18 protein-coding genes and 1 pseudogene are annotated in these 17,736 nt (G+C 63.1%); 12 read left to right on the plus strand and 7 right to left on the minus strand.

The features are described from left to right. Nucleotides 1-192 (minus strand): annotated as a pseudogene (locus tag AC56LW_RS20955) (IS1595 family transposase); the annotation flags it as partial. A gap of 178 nt (nucleotides 193-370) precedes the next feature. Here AC56LW_RS20955 and AC56LW_RS20960 point away from each other — a divergent pair. Next, the gene (locus tag AC56LW_RS20960) at nucleotides 371-898 is read left to right on the plus strand and encodes a hypothetical protein (protein ID WP_499637293.1); all 528 of its coding nucleotides are present in this window, start codon (nucleotides 371-373) and stop codon (nucleotides 896-898) included. A gap of 20 nt (nucleotides 899-918) precedes the next feature. Here the strand turns inward: AC56LW_RS20960 and AC56LW_RS20965 are convergent, their stop codons facing one another. After that, nucleotides 919-2,136 carry an MFS transporter gene (locus AC56LW_RS20965; protein WP_499637295.1) on the minus strand — a complete coding sequence of 406 codons (1,218 nt, stop codon included), beginning with the start codon at nucleotides 2,134-2,136 and terminating at the stop codon, nucleotides 919-921. Beyond that, nucleotides 2,133-3,452, minus strand: coding sequence for an ATP-binding protein (locus AC56LW_RS20970; RefSeq protein WP_499637297.1), 1,320 nt, complete (start codon nucleotides 3,450-3,452; stop codon nucleotides 2,133-2,135). The genes AC56LW_RS20965 and AC56LW_RS20970 overlap by 4 nt, the downstream gene beginning before the upstream one ends. Before the next feature lie 351 nt (nucleotides 3,453-3,803). On the opposite strand from AC56LW_RS20970, the gene AC56LW_RS20975 reads away from it, so the two are divergent. Beyond that, complete coding sequence (locus AC56LW_RS20975; protein ID WP_499637299.1) at nucleotides 3,804-4,643, plus strand: MipA/OmpV family protein; 840 nt, start codon at nucleotides 3,804-3,806, stop codon at nucleotides 4,641-4,643. Further along, entirely contained in the window at nucleotides 4,643-5,338 is a 696-nt protein-coding gene (locus AC56LW_RS20980) for a hypothetical protein (RefSeq protein WP_499637301.1), read from the plus strand. Before AC56LW_RS20975 ends, AC56LW_RS20980 begins: the two co-directional genes overlap by 1 nt. Before the next feature lie 194 nt (nucleotides 5,339-5,532). Here the strand turns inward: AC56LW_RS20980 and AC56LW_RS20985 are convergent, their stop codons facing one another. Both AC56LW_RS20985 and AC56LW_RS20990 read right to left on the minus strand, forming a co-directional pair. Continuing rightward, nucleotides 5,533-6,219: a response regulator gene (locus tag AC56LW_RS20985; protein ID WP_332533397.1), complete on the minus strand. Its 687-nt coding sequence runs from the start codon at nucleotides 6,217-6,219 to the stop codon at nucleotides 5,533-5,535. A 144-nt stretch (nucleotides 6,220-6,363) separates the two neighbouring features. Beyond that, complete coding sequence (locus AC56LW_RS20990; RefSeq protein WP_499637303.1) at nucleotides 6,364-7,932, minus strand: alpha-amylase; 1,569 nt, start codon at nucleotides 7,930-7,932, stop codon at nucleotides 6,364-6,366. 252 nt (nucleotides 7,933-8,184) lie between these two features. Between AC56LW_RS20990 and AC56LW_RS20995 the strand changes: the two genes are divergently transcribed. Beyond that, nucleotides 8,185-9,003 (plus strand): UCP032817 domain-containing protein, encoded by an 819-nt coding sequence (locus AC56LW_RS20995; RefSeq protein WP_499637305.1) that lies wholly within the window; start codon nucleotides 8,185-8,187, stop codon nucleotides 9,001-9,003. Between the two features lie 85 nt (nucleotides 9,004-9,088). Here AC56LW_RS20995 and AC56LW_RS21000 read toward each other — a convergent pair whose 3' ends face one another. After that, nucleotides 9,089-9,664, minus strand: coding sequence for a superoxide dismutase (locus AC56LW_RS21000; RefSeq protein WP_499637307.1), 576 nt, complete (start codon nucleotides 9,662-9,664; stop codon nucleotides 9,089-9,091). A 110-nt stretch (nucleotides 9,665-9,774) separates the two neighbouring features. After that, a complete protein-coding gene (gene xseA / locus AC56LW_RS21005; protein WP_499637309.1) occupies nucleotides 9,775-11,136 on the minus strand; it encodes an exodeoxyribonuclease VII large subunit in 1,362 nt (453 codons plus the stop codon). Between the two features lie 1,064 nt (nucleotides 11,137-12,200). On the opposite strand from xseA, the gene AC56LW_RS21010 reads away from it, so the two are divergent. The 8 genes from AC56LW_RS21010 (at nucleotide 12,201) to AC56LW_RS21045 (ending at nucleotide 17,692) form a co-directional block, all read left to right on the plus strand. Continuing rightward, a complete protein-coding gene (locus AC56LW_RS21010) occupies nucleotides 12,201-12,809 on the plus strand; it encodes a MotA/TolQ/ExbB proton channel family protein (RefSeq protein WP_183550160.1) in 609 nt (202 codons plus the stop codon). Continuing rightward, nucleotides 12,809-13,246, plus strand: a complete 438-nt coding sequence (locus AC56LW_RS21015) for an ExbD/TolR family protein (RefSeq protein WP_332533441.1) — start codon at nucleotides 12,809-12,811, stop codon at nucleotides 13,244-13,246. Before AC56LW_RS21010 ends, AC56LW_RS21015 begins: the two co-directional genes overlap by 1 nt. A 39-nt stretch (nucleotides 13,247-13,285) precedes the next feature. Beyond that, nucleotides 13,286-14,320: a tetraacyldisaccharide 4'-kinase gene (gene lpxK / locus AC56LW_RS21020; RefSeq protein ID WP_499637310.1), complete on the plus strand. Its 1,035-nt coding sequence runs from the start codon at nucleotides 13,286-13,288 to the stop codon at nucleotides 14,318-14,320. After that, complete coding sequence (locus AC56LW_RS21025; RefSeq protein ID WP_332533402.1) at nucleotides 14,301-14,471, plus strand: Trm112 family protein; 171 nt, start codon at nucleotides 14,301-14,303, stop codon at nucleotides 14,469-14,471. Before lpxK ends, AC56LW_RS21025 begins: the two co-directional genes overlap by 20 nt. 9 nt (nucleotides 14,472-14,480) lie before the next feature. Continuing rightward, nucleotides 14,481-15,233 (plus strand): 3-deoxy-manno-octulosonate cytidylyltransferase, encoded by a 753-nt coding sequence (kdsB, locus tag AC56LW_RS21030; RefSeq protein ID WP_183550167.1) that lies wholly within the window; start codon nucleotides 14,481-14,483, stop codon nucleotides 15,231-15,233. Between the two features lie 186 nt (nucleotides 15,234-15,419). Next, nucleotides 15,420-16,076: an adenylate kinase gene (gene adk, locus AC56LW_RS21035; RefSeq protein WP_258836150.1), complete on the plus strand. Its 657-nt coding sequence runs from the start codon at nucleotides 15,420-15,422 to the stop codon at nucleotides 16,074-16,076. 179 nt (nucleotides 16,077-16,255) lie between these two features. Then, entirely contained in the window at nucleotides 16,256-16,825 is a 570-nt protein-coding gene (locus tag AC56LW_RS21040; protein WP_499637313.1) for a hypothetical protein, read from the plus strand. Nucleotides 16,826-16,933: 108 nt separating this feature from the next. Further along, entirely contained in the window at nucleotides 16,934-17,692 is a 759-nt protein-coding gene (locus AC56LW_RS21045; protein ID WP_499637315.1) for a 3-hydroxyacyl-CoA dehydrogenase, read from the plus strand. Nucleotides 17,693-17,736 lie beyond the last annotated feature (44 nt).

Genomic DNA, 17,736 nt, shown 5'->3' on the forward strand with positions numbered 1-17,736 from the left:
GAACCCATGCCGGTAGCAGTGCCCGTTGCCGCATCTGGGGCAACAACGGCCTGGCGCTCTGACCTCAGTGATGAGCGCAACCACCTGATCGAGCCCGGCTGCAGGATGCAGGGCATCCAGCACTTGCCGGCGCTGCGGCTGGTTCAGCGAAGGCAGTTTTGCGAACCAGCCTTTGAAACGTGGCGCTTTCATGATCGACTCCTGACGTTGGGGACAGGGGTTGGACTACTGGACTACTCGTCAGTTCAAAGCTAGTCTCTATTTAACGTTGACTGCGCCTTTTTCATGGCATGCCCATAAGATCGGAGCACGTGTGACACCAGTAGGTAAATGTCCGATGCGATTGACACGACGGTGCGACAGGTTATTCATGGCAATCATGCTGCTGGCAAGCATGTCCCCTGCGCTGGCATTTCCGCCACCGCCGGACAAACCACCCTTGCTGCGCCAGGCCAGCATGACGGTCACCGTGACATTGATCGAGGCAGCCAACGGGCAAGTCTTCAGGATCACCGAGCTTTGCAAGGTCAGCGGCAAGATTCCCGTGTACGCCGACGGCGGCAACGCTGCTTCCTGGCACCTCGCGCAGATTCACGGCTGTCACATGTTAAAAAAGGGCAAAAAGCTCCCTGTAGCGGTATCAGGCGTCATGGCAGTGTCGAAAAAGACCGGCACGTATGCCCGCGCCTTTGTGCAAGTCGTCCCGCCCGATGCGGTTTCTCTGTGCCCCGACCTGTGCGGGCCACAACCGCTGGCTGATTCCGACGCCGAGATACGCGTCTCCGGTTCGCCCAGGTCATTGAAGTTCAAGTTGGACGTGAACCCCGTGTCGATGCTGAACGCGAAGCCAACGGTCTGGCTCGACGCCGAGGTGGAGATGGTCGACACAGTCAGGTAGCCTGGTGTGATGGCGCTTTATTATTCCACCGGCGATACCGCGGGCATGGTCCGGGCGCTGGCACTCCAGCGCCGCAGCGCCACCGAGGCGCACGCCGCCAGGACACCCCCGACGACCAGCACCAGTCGCGTGTCGATCAGCGTCAGCACGGCGCCCAACAGCGCCATCAGGATATTGGCCAGGCAGAAAATGGTCGACAGCAGCGCCATGACCGAACCCTGGCCGTACTCCGCAAACGTATCGGCCGACCAGGTTTGCAACGCCGTGTTGTAGAACGCATGCGGCACGCCGAACAGGACGATGCCGGCGATCCCGAGCCCCAGGTTGCCAAAGCCCACGCACAGGATCGCCGTGGCGCCCACCGCTGCAAACCAGCCGGCGCGCAGGCGGCCCTCGACGAGGCTGGCGTGGCCGGCAAACAGCGCGGCAGTGGTCATCAACGCGCACATGCCCATGTTCACCAGCGAAATCTGGCGCGCATCGTAGCCGCCGATATCGACCAGCCACAACGGGAAGTACTCGTACAGCGACGCGACGCCGCAGCAATAGCCCAGATGGATGATGAACAGCGTGCGCAGCGGCCCGTGGCGCAGCAGCGTCAGCGCATGGCGTTCACGCGCCACGGTCCACCAGCGCAGGCCGTGCGTGGCCGGTGGCGTCGCCGGGATCGTCAGGAACACGCCGAGCGTACCCAGCAGCAGCGCGACCGCGGCGATGCCGAACGGGACTTCTGCGCCATAGGCCATCGTGAAACCGCCCAGCAGCGGCCCGACGAGCCAGCCCAGATTAAAGGCACCATTGAGCCAGGACAGCGCGTGATTGCGCAGCGGCCCCTTGACGCGTTCGATCACGAGGGCGCGCATGACGGCGCCATTGCCTTCGAGCAGGCCGGTGAAGAAGCGCGCTGCGAGGAACAGCAGATACGATTCCATGACCATCGCGGCGGCCGTGAGCAAGTGGCCGAACGCTGCGCCCACGGTCGTCAGCAGCAGCGCGCGGCGCCGGCCGAAGCCATCCGACAGGGGCCCCAGCACCGCGCTGCCGATCAGCAGGCCCAGCGGATTGATCATCAGCGCAATACCCAGCAACAGCTTGGGCGGCAAGCCAAGGAAGCTGTTCAGGCCGTGGATGCTGCCGTCGGCAAACAGCGGCGCCAGCATCGGGTAGGGCAGGGATGCGCCGACGGTCGACAGCAAGGCCAGCGCGCACAGGGTCGTGATGAGGAAGCGTTCGTTCATGCGGGAGCCTCGATGGACAGCGGCAGCCGCATGACGAAGCGCGCGCCGCCAAGACCGGACGTCGCCACCTCCAGCGTCCCGCCGTGCAACAGCACCGCCTTGCGCGCGATCGACAAGCCGAGGCCGAAGCCGCCGGTGGCGCGGTCGCGGCTGCGGTCGAGCCGGTAGAACGGCTCGAACACCTTGTCGCGCTCGGCGTCGGGGATGCCGGGGCCGTCGTCGTCGACGGTCATCTCGATGCCGGTTGGTCCCCGTGTGGCCGACAGCACGACCCGGCTGCTGGCATATTTCTGGGCGTTGCGCAGCAGGTTGCCGATGGCGCGCGCCAGCAGGCGGGCGTCGCCGTCGATCGTACCGAGCCCGTCCGCGAGCTGACAACTGACGTCCTGGGGCGACGGCGGCAGCGTGGCGCAGCAGTCGCGCAGCAGCGCGGCCAGATCCACCGTGGCGCCCTGCAGCGTGCCGGCGCTGTCGAGTTTGCTCATATCGAGCAGCTCTCTCACCAGGTCGTTCAGTTCGCGCACGTCGCCCTCCATCGCGGCGATGCGGCGGCGCAGGTCCGGATCGTTGGCGCGCGCGTCCAGCAATTCAAGGCCGAATTCGAGGCGCGCAATCGGCGTACGCAATTCGTGCGAGACCGAATGCAGCAGGCTGCGCTGCGCGCCCATCAGCGCTTCGATGCGCCCGGCCATATCGTTGATGCGTTCGGCCAGCGGATAGACGATCTCGGAAGGGGCGAGCTGGGCGCGTGCCGACAGCTTGCCAGCGCCAAACTCGTCGGCCATCCGTGACAGCGATTGCAGTGCGCGCCAGTGCGAACGCGACCACAGGGCAATCGGCAGCAGCAGGGCGAGGGCGACGATGACGAAGCGCAGCAGCTCCTTCTTGAGCTCCTTGCCGATATCGATCGGCAGGTTTTGCGCATGCAGCACGTCATCGTTGCTGCCGATATAGCGTTCGCCCGCCAGGTCGACGCGCCGATACAGGGCGCGTTCGCCGATATCCAGGACAATCGCGCCGCGATCGAGCGCCGCACGCCGGGCGCCATCGAAGCGGGCGCGCGCGGCGGCCAGCGGCAGCAGGTCATAGCGCACCGGCGAGACTTCACGCACATTGTTCAGACGCGTGAGCCACTCGTCGCCGGGCGCTTCGTCCACATAGTGTTCGATCAGGAAAATCTGGCCCGCCGCCTGGCGCCGTGCAATGTCTTCCAGCGGATCGCCGAACAGGCGCGCAAAGGCGAAGTAGATGAGGAAGGTCGCGGCCGTGATCGCCAGCATGACGACCACGAAAAACCGGAAAAATAGCCGGTTCACGGGTGCATCCCGGGTGACTGTCGGTGATGAAGCGCGGCCAAAAGCATGGTTTCTCCTGAGCCGGAGATTGTACAGCGGCAAGGGCGCAACCGTCAGCATCCACGCCGGCGCACGGGCATCGCCTTACAAATTGACGACAATTGGTGGACATCTGAAGGGTGATTCACAGCGGCGCAACGCTTACCATCAGTCGCATCATCAGGGTTTCCGTTTGCCCACTGATGCGCAAGTGTCAGTGGGTTTTTTTATTTGTGCCAGAGCGAAAGCGTCTGCGTTGCCATCATGCGATTGGGAGAGCGAAGCTTGCTCGACGTAAAATATCAGCACACGAACTCCCGGAACGCCATCACGATGAAACAGTTCTTCGCCCTGGCCCTCGCTGCAGCAAGTGGTGTTGCGAGCGCGCAGACGCCGGCCACCAACCCGATGCCCGACGGCAGCCACGATATGTATGCGGGGCTGGGCGCTGTGTCACGGGCGCGCTATGAGGGCGCGGCAAATACGAAGACATCGGTCCTGCCAGTGCTGCAGGTGCAGTGGAGCAATGGGATATTCATTTCCGGCATGAGCGCCGGGATGCACATGTCGACCGATCCCACGCTTGAATTCGGGCCATTGATATCGCTCCACGCCAGCCGCGACGAGTCCGGCTCGGGCGGCATCGTCGATGGCGTCGGCGTTGCGACCATGATGCCGCTCGCGGCGCGCATGCGGCGCGACAACCCGCTGGCCGGCATGCCGGACGTGGATGCACGTATCGAAGGCGGCGCGTTCCTCAACTATTACCTGAATCCCGCGTGGCGTCTCACCAGCAGTGTGCTGATCGGCTCCGGTAGCGAGCGCGATGGTGCGCGCATGACGGTGGGCGTGCAGCGCCTGGCCGTGGCCATTGCGCCACAGCACACGGTCTCGTTCAATGCGGGGCTCACGCTGGTCAACCGCGACTATAACCAGAGTTATTTTGGCGTGAGCGAGAACGACGCCTGGACCAGCGACAATCCCGTGTACCGCCCTGGAGGCGGCCTGAAGGATGTGCACGCCGGCGCGCGCTGGAACTGGGCGCTCGGTCCGTCCTGGATGCTCACCACCAACGTGCAAGCGACGCGCCTGACCGGCAGCGTTCGCCATAGCCCGCTCGTCGAGCGGCCCACCAACGTGACGGTTTCGACCGCCTTCGCTTTCCGCTTCTGATGATGCAACGCGTACACCTCTCCGCCTGCGTGACCCTGCTGCTGACGGCAGGCGTTGCCGTCGCGCAGGTGCGTGCCGACGAATGGGTGAGCTATCGGGACGCCTACCGCGCGATGGTGGTATTCGACAAATATGGCGGCCCCAAGCATCTGCTGCAGAATCAGCTGCAGGTACGCCCGCGTGCCAAAGGGATGCTGGAAGATGGCGCGAGCCTGCTGATCAAGGGCCGCACGCTGCAGACCAGCCTGGCACTCGATCCACTTGGCCGCACGACGCTGCCGCTGCTCAAGGCCGCCTACGACGAGAACGCCGTGCTGGCACCCAACCGGCCGCTGGGCGGCTTCACGGTGCGCCCGCGCATCTCGCTGGCACTGCGCGCCGATGGCTCGTACGACGCGACCGAACTGCGCGCCGCCTGCGAGCAGGCGCTGGGCTTTGCCCGCCACGTCGACGCCTCGGCGCGCAGCCAGGCGTGCGTGGGCGTGCGGCTCGTGTTTCCCAAGACAAGTACCGATGCCGGCGCCCGGGTGCGGTCCGGTAGCGCCGAGACCGTCCTGCCAGTCACACGCGCGCCAGCGTTCACCGGCGACATCGATGACGATTTCCCGGCCGTCACCTACCGCTTCGCGCCAACAGACGCGACCCAGCTCGTCACGTACCACGCGCCGCTAGCGATCGTGCCGGTGTTCGAATAAGTAAAAAAGCGGGGGTCAGGTCTGACATTCGGACACGAGCTCGACAATCAGGTAGTCGGAACTAGCTGGTGCCGGGCCATGCGAATACTGGGCAAGGGACTATAAGAAATGGCTAAGGCTGAGGCCGTGTCTGAATGTCAGACCTGACCCCAGCTTTTTACGGGTGCGTAATCGCGTTGCGGGCTGAAGCGCCGTCAATTCCAGGCCGATGGCGAAAACAGGTAGCCTTCGCCCCACACCGTCTTGATCTTTTCTGAATCGGCATCGTCGAACTTGCGGCGCAGCTTCGAGATGCAGTTGTCGATACTGCGGTCGAGGCCATCGAACTCGATCCCGCGCATCTTCTTGAGCAGGGCGTCGCGCGAGAGCACGCGGCCGGCCGCCTCGGCCAGTACCAGCAGCAATTTGTATTCGGTATTCGACAGGATGCACGGCTGACCGCGCCAGACGACGCTGCGGTCGCTCGTGACGATGCGCAGCGCGCCAAATTGCAGGATGCGCGAATCGACACCTGACTTGGCCTGGGCGCGCCGCATCAGCGCGCGCAGGCGTGCCAGCAGCACGCGCGGCTGGACCGGCTTGTTGACGAAATCGTCAGCGCCTTGCTCCAGGCCCGAGACTTCATCGTACGAATCTTCGCGCGCGGTCAGGATCAGGATCGGGACGTCCGAATGCTCGCGGATCTGGCGGCATACCACCATGCCGTCCAGGCCCGGCAACATCAGGTCAAGGATCACGACGTCGGGCGACAGTTCCTTGAAACGCTCGAGCGCGATGTCGCCGCGGGTGACGAGGTCAACCGCGAACTCGTAACTGGACAGGTATTCGGAGACGAGCTCGGCCAGGCGCGCATCGTCTTCCACCAACATTACACGGTGCATTCAATTTCTCCTCGATCGGCCATTGTAGCGGCCAGTGCGCCGGAATGGCAGATCCTGCGAGAAGCGAGACAAGTCATTACAGTTTGACGACAACCGGGCGCATCAGATGCGCCCGGTTGTCCGATCAAGGCGCGCACACGATCCTCAGTTGGCACCATTCGTGCTGCGTGACGCGCTGGCGCCGACCTTCTGGTTGGCGTGCAGTGCCAGCGCCGGCACGGCCGCCCCATGTACGCTGCCCAGCGTGAACTTGATGACGCCATTGGCCGGGACCACCACGGCGTCGCCGCTGCAACCAGTTTTGGCGGCATTGAGCTGGCCATTGATGACGTTGCAATAGGTGCCAGGCGGCAGGCCGGTCGCATGCGTCGTGGTCCAGGCCGCTGAGTCGTTATTGATCGCGACAAAGCCCTTGCTGCCACGCGAAAAGGCGATCTGGTTGCGCGTGCCGGTGACAAAATTATCGACGCCCTGGCCCGATGTGGCCGCGCGAAACCCGACCATGTTCGAGATCTCGGGCCAGCGGTGGATGAAGTCCCATGCCTGGTTGATCAGCGGCTTGCCATTCGCGTCGAACGGGCTGGTGGCTGGTGGCGGCTGTTCGGTCCGGGTAAAGCGAAAGCCCGAATGCACTTGCGCCGCGCCGTAGGGCCAGGCCAGCATCAGGACATTGGCCAGCTGGTAGCGCTTGGTGCCTTGCGTGTCGTTGGGAACGCCCGTGAAGTTGCTGGCCACGAGCGAACTCGGGGCATGTTCGCCGCGTTCCGAATCCCAGTTGTTGATGAACACGGTCGCCTTGTCGCTGGGGATGAAGCCCCAGGTCCCGCCCCAGCCGGCGCTTGGCGAACCCATCAACCTGGGCAGGTCCGCCACGGCGGCGCCATTCACATTCTGGAACATTTCCTTCATCGCATAGACGTAATGGAACTCGTTGACCGAGCCAGTGGCCAGATAGGCATTTGCCTTGACGCCACTGTCCGGGATCACCTCCTGTGTGAACCACAGGGGCTCACCGGCCTTGGTCGTCCGGGATACGCCATTGAGGAAGCCGGCAATGTCGCCCGGCGCCATGTGCTTGGCGGCGTCCAGCCGCACACCGTCCACGCCCATGGCCACGAGCTTGTTCAGATAGTTGCGGATCTGGCCCTGCACATAACTGGCGCCGGTATTCAGGTCAGGCAGGTTGTTGAGGCGGCAGCTCGTCACCTTGGTGCGGTCGGCCAGGCTGTAGTCACCGCCCTGGATAACGCATGCGGCATGGAAGTCGGGTGCGCTGAAATGGGGGTAGCTTTGCGTGGCGGCATTCCAGCTGCTGCCATCGGTGGCCGTGCCGGTGCCGGCGCCGTCGGCCATCTGATTGACGACCACGTCGGCGTAGATGCGCACCTTGGCCGCATGGCAGGTGTTGATCATGGCCTGCAACTCGGCTTCCGTGCCCATCCGGCTGTCGAGCCTGGTGTAATTGACGGCCTGATAGACGTCGTACCAGAAGTCCAGCTTGCGCGATGCATGCGGTGGCGAGATCTGCACCGCGCCGTAGCCCTGTGGCCCGAGCCAGTTCGTGCACTCCCTGGCGATGTCGTTCCACTTCCAGCGGAACATTTGTACCGAGGTATCGGCAGGGTTGAAGTCGGCTGCGGCCGCTGGCGTGCTGAACGCCATGGCGATGCAGGCGATGCTGCAGAGACGCGCTGCGCGGGGCAGACGGTGCACCAATTGCCTGGTTCGGATGAATTCCACGTTGATTCCCGGGTTGTGACGCGTTGACGATAGATGACCGCACGGTGGACGCATTGCATGACCAATGTTGCTACGACGGAAATTATCACGGAACGTCAGGGCGTAGATTCAGACTTGCTTCAGAACCAGGCAGGCTGGTCATGAGGGTTTCCGACTTGACGAACAGGGATCCGTCGTCGAAGATTCCGGTCATCCAACCACGTCCTGACACCCTTGGAAAACGCCATGAACCTGGTCGTCAAAGTACGCGTGCTGCGGCACATCCGGCAGTCCGGCTATCGGCCGCAGCTGGAGGATCTCTCGCCTGGGCTGTTTCCGTTCTGGCAGCGCACTAGCGGGAAAGAATTTCCCGGCATACCGGACAACGCACTCTTTTTCATGCATGCAGCGACCGGACTGATGCGCTTTTTCGAGGTCGCGGCAGACCGGCGCGAGCCGTGCGCGTTGCCATCGCTGGCCGCCGACTCGGTCTGGCATGCGTGGATGGCATGGGATCCCGTGAATCTGGCGCACTTCTGCCGCCGCCACTTCGGCAAGCCGATCGACCATCTTCCCCACACCATGCTCGATGCGCTGGCATTGCCGCGTGTGCTCGTTGGTTGTCGTGAACACGAAGACGCGCGCTCGCGGGTACGGGGCTTGCCCGCATTGTTCCGCCTTGATGCCACGTTGCGCATGCCATATGGTCATGGCTACGCGTTGCAAGATGAGGACATCGTGTACAGCCGCCTGGATGCGAACGGCAGGATGGCCGGACGCGCACGGCCGCATCCCGAGCTGACACTGCGGGCGCTGCTGCTGGCAAACCTGATCAGCCAGGCAGACTATGCCGCGGCCCTGCGGGAAAAACGGGGGCTGGATACGGGGTCAGGCACCTATTACGTCGGTGATGGTGGCAGTGACAACGCGATGCGCGACTGTGACGCCGACCTCAACTGCCACGGCGGCGGAAGCGATGGTGGCGATAGTGGTGGCAGCAGCAGCAGCAGCAGCAGTTGTGGCGGTGGCAGCAGTTGCGGCGGCGGTGGCGGCGGGGGAGACTGAGCGCCAGCATGCAAACGGCCCGCTTGCGCGGGCCGTTGCACATCGTCACGCCGGACAGCGCGTGACCTTCAGTGACTCATTTACTTCAAGCCATGTTCTGGTTGACGAAGTCCCAGTTGGCCACGTTCCAGAACGCTTCCAGGAACTTTGCGCGCGCGTTGCGGTAGTCGATGTAGTACGCGTGTTCCCAGACATCGGCCGTCAGCAGCGGCTTGTCGGTCGTGGTCAGTGGCGTGGCGGCGTTCGACGTATTAACGATGTCGACGCTGCCGTCGGCCTTTTGCACCAGCCAGGTCCAGCCCGAACCGAAGTTACTCAGTGCCGATTTGTTGAACTCTTCCTTGAACTTTTCGACCGAACCCCATTTGGCATTGATTGCGTCCAGCCCCTTGCCGCTCGGTGCGGCGCCGTTCGGGGTCATGCAGTGCCAGAAGAAGGTGTGGTTCCAGACCTGTGCCGAATTGTTGAACACGCCGCCCGACGACTTCTTGACGATCTCTTCCAGTGGCATCTCTTCGAACTCGGTGCCCTTGATCAGGTTATTCAAGTTGGTCACGTAGGTCTGGTGATGCTTGCCGTGGTGGTATTCCAGGGTCTCGGCCGAGATATGCGGTTGCAGGGCGTCCTTGGCATACGGCAGTGCTGGCAGGGTGTGTTCCATGATAAATCCTTGTTGGGTTGGAAAGGTTGCAGTTCTGATAGCGGCGCTATTCTAAACCGGCTGCAGCAATATTGCATGACTGCATTCTCTTTCCTTTCGGACAGGATTCGTTACTCGAGCACGCTCTGCACCTGCGCTACACCAACCTCGGCGCTGCCATCGGCCAGGCGGATGTGCAGCGTGTCGCGTGCGTGGATCTGCGCCGGGTCGCGCACAATCTGGCCTTTGCCATCGCGCACGATGGCGTAGCCGCGCTCGAGGGTGCGCTGCGGGTTGAGCAGTTCGAGCTGCGCCGCCAGGCCCATCAACGCATCGCGACGGCCCTTGAGGTTGTTGCGCAGGCTGGTGTGCAGGTGACGCCCGTCCGAGGCGAGTTGCGCCCGCAGTGCGCGCATGTCGGGCCGGTGCCGGCTCCAGCGCTGCTGCAATTGCGCCAGCACGAGTCCCTGGCGGTTGATGGGCAGCTTGACCGCATGCGTTATGGCCGTGGCCAATGCCAGTAACTTCAGGCGCTGGTGGCCGATCTGCGCTGACGGGCTCAGCAGGCGGCGGCTCAGGTTATCCAGGCCCTGGCTGGCGTCGGACAAGCGGCGGTCCATCGCGCGCTGCAGGTCGAGCGCGTCGCCATGGAGCGATGCGAGCCAGTCGGCGCGGGGCGTGGCGGCCAGTTCGGCGGCGGCAGTTGGCGTCGCGGCGCGCACGTCGGCAGCGAAGTCGGCGATGGTCACGTCGGTTTCGTGGCCCACGCCCGAGACCACGGGAATGGCGCAGGCATCGATCGCGCGCGCCACGCATTCTTCGTTAAAACTCCACAGGTCTTCGATCGAGCCGCCGCCGCGGCACACCAGCAACACGTCGACTTCGCCACGGCGCGAAGCCGTCATGATCGCCTCGGCAATCTTGTCCGCAGCGAACTGGCCCTGGACCGGGGTGGGGTAGAGCACCACGTGTACGTGGGGCGCGCGTCGGCGCAGCGCCGTGAGCACATCGCGCAGCGCCGCGGCGCCCGGGCTCGTGACGATGCCGATGCTGCGCGGGAACAGCGGCAGCGGCCGCTTGCGGTCGGCGTCGAACATGCCTTGCGCCGCCAGCTTTTCCTTCAGGCGCAGGAATGCCTCGTACAACTGGCCAACGCCGGCGCGCCTGATCGCCTCGACATTGATCTGGTAGTCGCCGCGCGCGCCGTACAGCGTCACGAGGGCGCGGACCTCGACCTTGTCGCCTTCGCGCGGGATGAAGCCGGCCGACTGTGCGCGGCCACGGAACATCACGGCGCGCACCTGGGCCGCATCGTCCTTGAGCGTGAAATACCAGTGGCCCGACGCCGCACGCGTGAAATTGGAAATTTCGCCGCCGATCCAAGTCAGTGGAAAAGTACGCTCGAGCAGGCGCGTCACTTGCTGGTTCAGCGCAGTAACGCTCAGAACGGCAGAGGGCGTGTAGGCGGAGTCGGCGTCGCTGGTCGGGAACATGGTCGGTCGCGAAAAATCGGAGAGGACGATTATAGCCGCCCTGGCGATGTGTCCGGGTTCGATGGCAATCCGGTCGCTGAAGCCGATTATTGCTGCTTTTCAATGCAATCTATTGAAATGGGTTTGAAATCAAGAGGTTGCAGGGTCAGTAATGTCGTTTGAGAGCGGTTTATCCACACAAACTGTGGGGAACTCATTCATAGGACATGACGCTGCGCGCGGATTGAGCAGGAGAGGTGGATTTATTACAAAACAATGACTTAGGGCCATTACAGCAGGCTTGATCACAAAGTTGTCCACAGAATCTGTGCACACCTTTTGTTTGTGGCTGGACGGCTTTTTACGCCGGAAAGTTGTATTGCGAATCCACCCGATCGATACCAACCAAGCTGCTTAATTTTAAAGCAGTACGATTGGTTGTTAATGAAATCAATGACTTACACTCCTAACTTTATGCTTCCTCACACTCTTATCCACATAAAGTGTGCACAGGGCGAATATTCTGTGAACAACGGGCGCTAAGGCCGAATAAACATGGCAATGGTAGGGAATACGACGTGTTTCAGGCGTGATTCAGGCCATATGCTCAAATTTTAAGCGCTACGTGTTTGCTGATTAAAATCAATAGCTTAGTGTCATAAACGACGTCTTGCGCACACTTTTGTCCACAATAAGTGTGTGGAACTACACAGCTATACGTGTTGAGCAAACTGATGCAACACTGCCTCCAAAACAGGCGCGTAAACGAAATCCTTTGAAATCAACAGCTTAGATGTTGTTCAGGGGCCTTGCGCACAATTTTGTCCACAGAATGTGTTCGCAACTACACGTGCCCGCAGAAGCGTTGTCGAAAAAACCATGGTGTCATTGCATAACGGCACCGAGTCATGAGACTGCCATTTTCTTGCGCAGGCGCAGAAAGCCCTTTGAAATCAACGTGCTTGGGTGGTGTCACGCGCCTTGCGCACAATTTTATCCACAGAAGGTGTGCAGAACTCTACTTGCCGCTTCGCTGCCAACTTGCTACATTGCCGGATTGACTTTTATCCTCTCAGGAGTATCTCTTGCTCGCCATTTTTCAAGCCGCAGGCTGGCCTATCTGGTTCCTGCTGTTCGCGTCGATCGTTGCCGTCGCCCTCATCGTCGAACGCCTGATCACGCTGCGCCGCGAGAAAATCCTCCCACGCAACCTTCTCGACGAAGTCATCCGTGTACACCATACGGGCAAGGCCACGCCGGACGTCATCAACAAGCTGGAACAGAATTCGCCGCTGGGCACCGTGCTGGCGGCTGCGCTGCGTAACGTCGACGCGCCACGCGACGTCATGAAGGAGTCGATCGAGGAAGCCGGCCGCGGTGTGGCCCAGAACCTCGAACGTTTCCTGACCACGCTCGGCACCATCGCGTCGCTCGCGCCGCTGATGGGCCTGTTCGGCACGGTGGTCGGCATGATCGAGATCTTCGGCGCCTCGGCCCCGACCGGCGGCAACAACCCGGCGCAACTGGCGCATGGCATCTCGGTGGCGCTGTACAACACCGGTTTCGGCCTGGCCATCGCCATGCCGGCCCTGGTCGCCTACCGTCACTTCCGCAATCTGGTCGACACCTATATCGTCGACATGGAACTGCAGGCCGTGAAATTTGTCGACGTCGTCCACGGTGCCCGCAAATGATGGACTTTCGCCGTGGCCGCAAGCGTGAGGATCCGGAGATCAACCTGATCCCGTTCATCGACGTGCTGCTCGTGGTCCTGATCTTTTTGATGGTCTCGACCACCTACAGCAAGTTCACCGAGCTGCAGATCACCTTACCGACGGCCGAGGCCGAGAAGCAGGCGCAAAAGCCGTTCGAGATCAATGTCACGGTCGACGCCAAGGGCAACTACACGGTCAATAACACGCCCGTGGCGTTCACCAGCGTGGCAGGCCTGGCGCAGGACATGCGCACGGCGGCGCGCACGCCGGACGGCCAGGTGGTCGCCAGCCCGGTCGTCATCGTCAATGCCGACCAGTTCGCCATGCACCAGATGGTGATCAATGTGCTGGAAGCAGCGCGTGTGGCCGGCTACGACAAGCTGACCTTCGCTGCCCAGACCGGCACCGGCAAGTAACCTCACCGGCCCGCGTCAAGCGGGCCGGCATCCTCCCGCATGGCATCTTCCCTCGAAACAACCCTGACCCGTGCGTGGTTGCGGCGCGGCCCGCTTGCCGTCGCGCTGTTGCCGGTGGCGCTGCTATTCGGGGCGCTGGCCGCCCTGCGCCGCCGGCTGTTCCAGTCCGGCATCAAGGCGTCAGAGCGCTTGCCCGTGCCCGTCATCGTCGTTGGCAACATCTTCATTGGTGGCACTGGCAAGACCCCGCTGACGATCTGGCTGGCCGAGGCCCTGCGCGCGGCCGGCATGCGGCCGGGCATCATCTCGCGCGGTCACGGTGGCGATGCTGGCAAGGATGGCGCGCCGCGCGCCGTCACGCCAGGGTCCGATCCGCGCGTCGTGGGCGACGAGCCGCTCCTGATCGCCCAGCGCACCGGCTGCCCGGTCGTCATTGGCCGCGAGCGCGCCGAGGCGGGCAGGGCGCTGCTGGCGGCGCACCCGGACGTGGACGTGCTCATCACCGACGATGGCCTGCAGCACTATGCGCTGGCGCGCGACATCGAGATCGTCCTGTTCGACGGGCGTGGCGTGGGCAATGGCTGGCTGCTGCCGGCCGGGCCGCTGCGCGAGCCGCCGTCGCGCCGCCGTGATTTCACCGTGGTCAATGTCCCCGAGATCACGCCGGCGCTGGCCCGGGCCGTCGGCGGCGCCCCGTACCGCATGCTGCTGTCGGGCCAGTACGCCGAGCCATTGAACGGTGGCGAACGCGTGCCGCTGGCCGAACTGCGCGCCAAACGCATCGTCGCCGCAGCCGGCATCGGCAATCCGGGGCGCTTCTTCACGATGCTGCGCGCGGCGGGCCTGGCGCCTGGCGAACTGGCCTTGCCCGACCATCACGACTTCCTGGACGACCCGTTCGCCGCTCTGGACGCCGAGATCATTCTGATCACGGAGAAGGATGCAGTAAAATGTCGGAAAATTGAACATCTGAAGGACGATCCGCGCTTGTGGGTCGTGCCTGTGACGGCGCAGCTCGACCCTGCGCTGGCTGAACAAATCGTGGAGAAATGTCGTGGACGCTCGCCTGCTTGATATCCTGGTCTGCCCGTTGTGCAAGGGTCCGCTCGAACTCGACAAGAAGGCGCAGGAGCTGACCTGCCGCGCCGACCGTCTCGCCTATCCGATCCGCGACGGCATCCCGATCATGTGGGCCGACCAGGCGCGCAAGATCGCGCCTGTCTGATCGGCCTGCATGAACTTTACCGTCATCATCCCGGCGCGCCTGGCGTCGACCCGCCTGCCGAACAAGCCGCTGGCCGATCTGGGCGGCAAGCCGATGGTGGTGCGCGTGGCCGAACGGGCGCGTGAATCAGGCGCAACCCGGATCATCGTCGCCACCGACCACGCGGACATTGCCGCCGCCTGCGCCGAGCATGGCGTGAGCGCCGTGCTCACGCGCGCCGATCACCCGTCGGGCACCGACCGCATCGCCGAAGTGGCGCACGTGCTGGGCCTGGCGCCGGATGACGTCGTCGTCAACCTGCAGGGTGACGAACCATTGATCGACCCGCGCCTGTTGGCGGCCTGTGCCGCCCGGATCAGCGCCGACGTCCCGATGGCCACCTGCGCGCATCCGATTCTCGATGCGGCCGACGTGTTCAACCCGAACGTCGTCAAGGTCGTGCTCGACAAGAACGGGCGCGCACTGTATTTCTCGCGCGCCACGATTCCCTGGCACCGCGATGCGTTCGCCCAGACGCTCGAGTCGCTGCCTGCCGGCTATGCGCCGCTGCGTCACATTGGCCTGTATGCCTACAGCAATGCGTTCTTGCAGGCGTATCCCGCCATGGCAGTGTCGCCGCTCGAGTCGATCGAGGCGCTGGAGCAGCTGCGCGTGCTGTGGCACGGTGTGCCGATCGCCGTGCATATCACGGATAGCGCACCGCCAGCGGGCGTCGACACCCCCGACGATCTGGCGCGCGTACGCCTGCATTACACGTCTTGACGCACGTCGCAAGGGTATAGCCGGGCCGTCTGCGCAGGATCAAATATCCTCACTGCAACGGCTTGCGGCTGGCTTTTACGCCAACTTTTGTGGTAACTTCCGTGTCAACGAAGTCTGCGCCATATCAAAAAGATCACCGTATTCGCCATTTTACTTTTCTCTATTTTCTAGAATCTCAGGAAACTCATGCGTCTCATTCTGTTAGGAGCACCCGGTGCCGGCAAGGGCACCCAGGCCAACTTCATCAAGGAAAAGTTCGGCATCCCCCAAATCTCGACCGGCGACATGCTGCGCGCGGCGATCAAGGCAGGGACTGAACTGGGCCTGGCCGCCAAAAAAGTGATGGATGCCGGCCAGCTCGTGTCGGACGACATCATCATCGGCCTGGTCAAAGAGCGCCTGAAGGACGCAGACTGCCAGAACGGCTATCTGTTCGACGGCTTCCCGCGCACCATCGCGCAAGCCGAAGCGATGAAGGACAGCGGCGTGAACATCGATTACGTTCTCGAGATCGATGTCCCGGATGACATGATCCTTGAACGCATGACCGGCCGCCGCTCGCACGCTGCGTCGGGCCGCGTGTACCACGTCAAGTTCAATCCGCCAAAAGTCGACGATACCGATGACATCACGGGCGAGCCGCTGATCCAGCGCGACGACGACAAGGCAGAAACCGTCTCGAAGCGCCTCGAGGTATACCACAACCAGACCAAGGTGCTGCTTGGCTACTACGGCAAGTGGGCCGAGTCGGGCCTGCCAGGCGCGCCAAAATACCGCCGCATCTCGGGCGTCGGCCCGGTCGAGCAGGTGCGTGACAACGCGTTTGCCGCGCTGGCCGAATAAGTCGTCCGTCCAGTACCACCCCAGCGATCCCGCGCCGGCCCTGCCTGCGCGGGATCGCTGCATTTCAGGCCTGTGATTGTCATTACGCCGTACAATTGTGAGCAATTGTTTCCCGTGCGCCGTGTGCGGGTTGGCAAGACGATAATAAGTTATCTGTCTACAACCCTGAGAGGTCTCCCATGAACAAGAACAACACCATCCTCGCCATGCTGCTGGCGCTTGCCGCTGCCAGCGCCGGCGCCCAGACGACAGGTGCTACCCAGGGTCAGCCCGCCACGGGCGAGACATACCGTCCATCCCTCGACGGCCAGCAAACCTCGACGCCGGCCGCGCCGATCGACATGCAGCCGAAAACCCAGGAAGAAAAAGCCACGGGCCGCCAGGAGCCATCGCGCCTGAAGGACATCGACCCGGCCACGCATCCGGCGCCGCAGAACGTGCGTCCACAGCCAACGCCAGCACCGAAGACCCAGCAGGAGCAGGGCGTGCAACCGGTCGCCCGTCGTTCGGTCCAGCAGCAGATCGATAGTGCGGGGCGCCTGGCGTCGCCGAATGCCCCGACGGTTGTCGCTCCGGCCACGGGCGCGCCGACGCCGGTCGTGCCAACGACCAGCCAGGTCGCCCCGTGCATCGGCGCAACCTGCACCGACACCACCGGCGCCACCACGGCAGGTGCTGTCGGCAGCTCGAGCGTGAACAGCGCCGGTCGCCTGTGCAACCGCAGTGGCACCACGGTGCAGTGCTTCTGAACTGACTGCACTCGTCGTCCCGAACGTTCTTGATGTGCCCACTTTACGTTTACGTAAACGTTAAAGCCGGGCAAAATAGCGGTACAAGAATTTTCACAAGGGACAACCATGCACATCCAGGATAACGTTTTCATTGTCACCGGCGGCGCGTCCGGTCTTGGCGCGGCCACCGCGCGCATGCTCGCCGCGAATGGCGCGACCGTCGTCATCGCTGACGTCCAGGCCGAAGCTGGCCAGGCACTGGCCGACGAGTTGAAGGGGCAGTTCGTTCGCTGTGACGTCACCCAGGAAGCCGATGCCCAGGCTGTCGTAGATGCGGCCGTTGGGCTGGGCGTGCTGCGCGGCCTGGTCAACTGCGCCGGCGTCGCGCCGGCCGTCAAGACCGTCGGCAAGGATGGCGCGCACCCGCTGGACGTGTTCCAGCGCGCCGTGAACATCAATCTGGTCGGTACCTTCAATATGGCGCGCCTGGCTGCCGAGGCCATGGGCAAGACCGAGCCGGCCGAGTACGGCGAGCGCGGCATCATCATCAACACCGCATCGGTTGCCGCCTTTGACGGCCAGATGGGGCAGGCAGCCTACGCGTCGTCCAAAGCGGCCGTGGCCGGTCTGACGCTGCCGATGGCGCGCGACCTGTCGCGCAACGGCATCCGCGTGATGACGATCGCGCCGGGCATTTTCGAGACGCCAATGCTGATGAACATGCCGCAAGAGGTCCGTGATTCGCTGGGCAAGATGGTGCCGTTCCCGCAGCGCCTGGGCCTGCCAACGGAGTTTGCCCACCTGGCCCGCGCCATCATCGAAAACGTGATGCTCAACGGCGAGACGATCCGTCTGGACGGCGCGATTCGCATGCAGCCAAAGTAGTTCTTCGGGGACGTGTCCTGAAAGCATGTCGAAGATGCTGTAGC

Source organism: Telluria sp. LT2P80 (assembly GCF_059685955.1).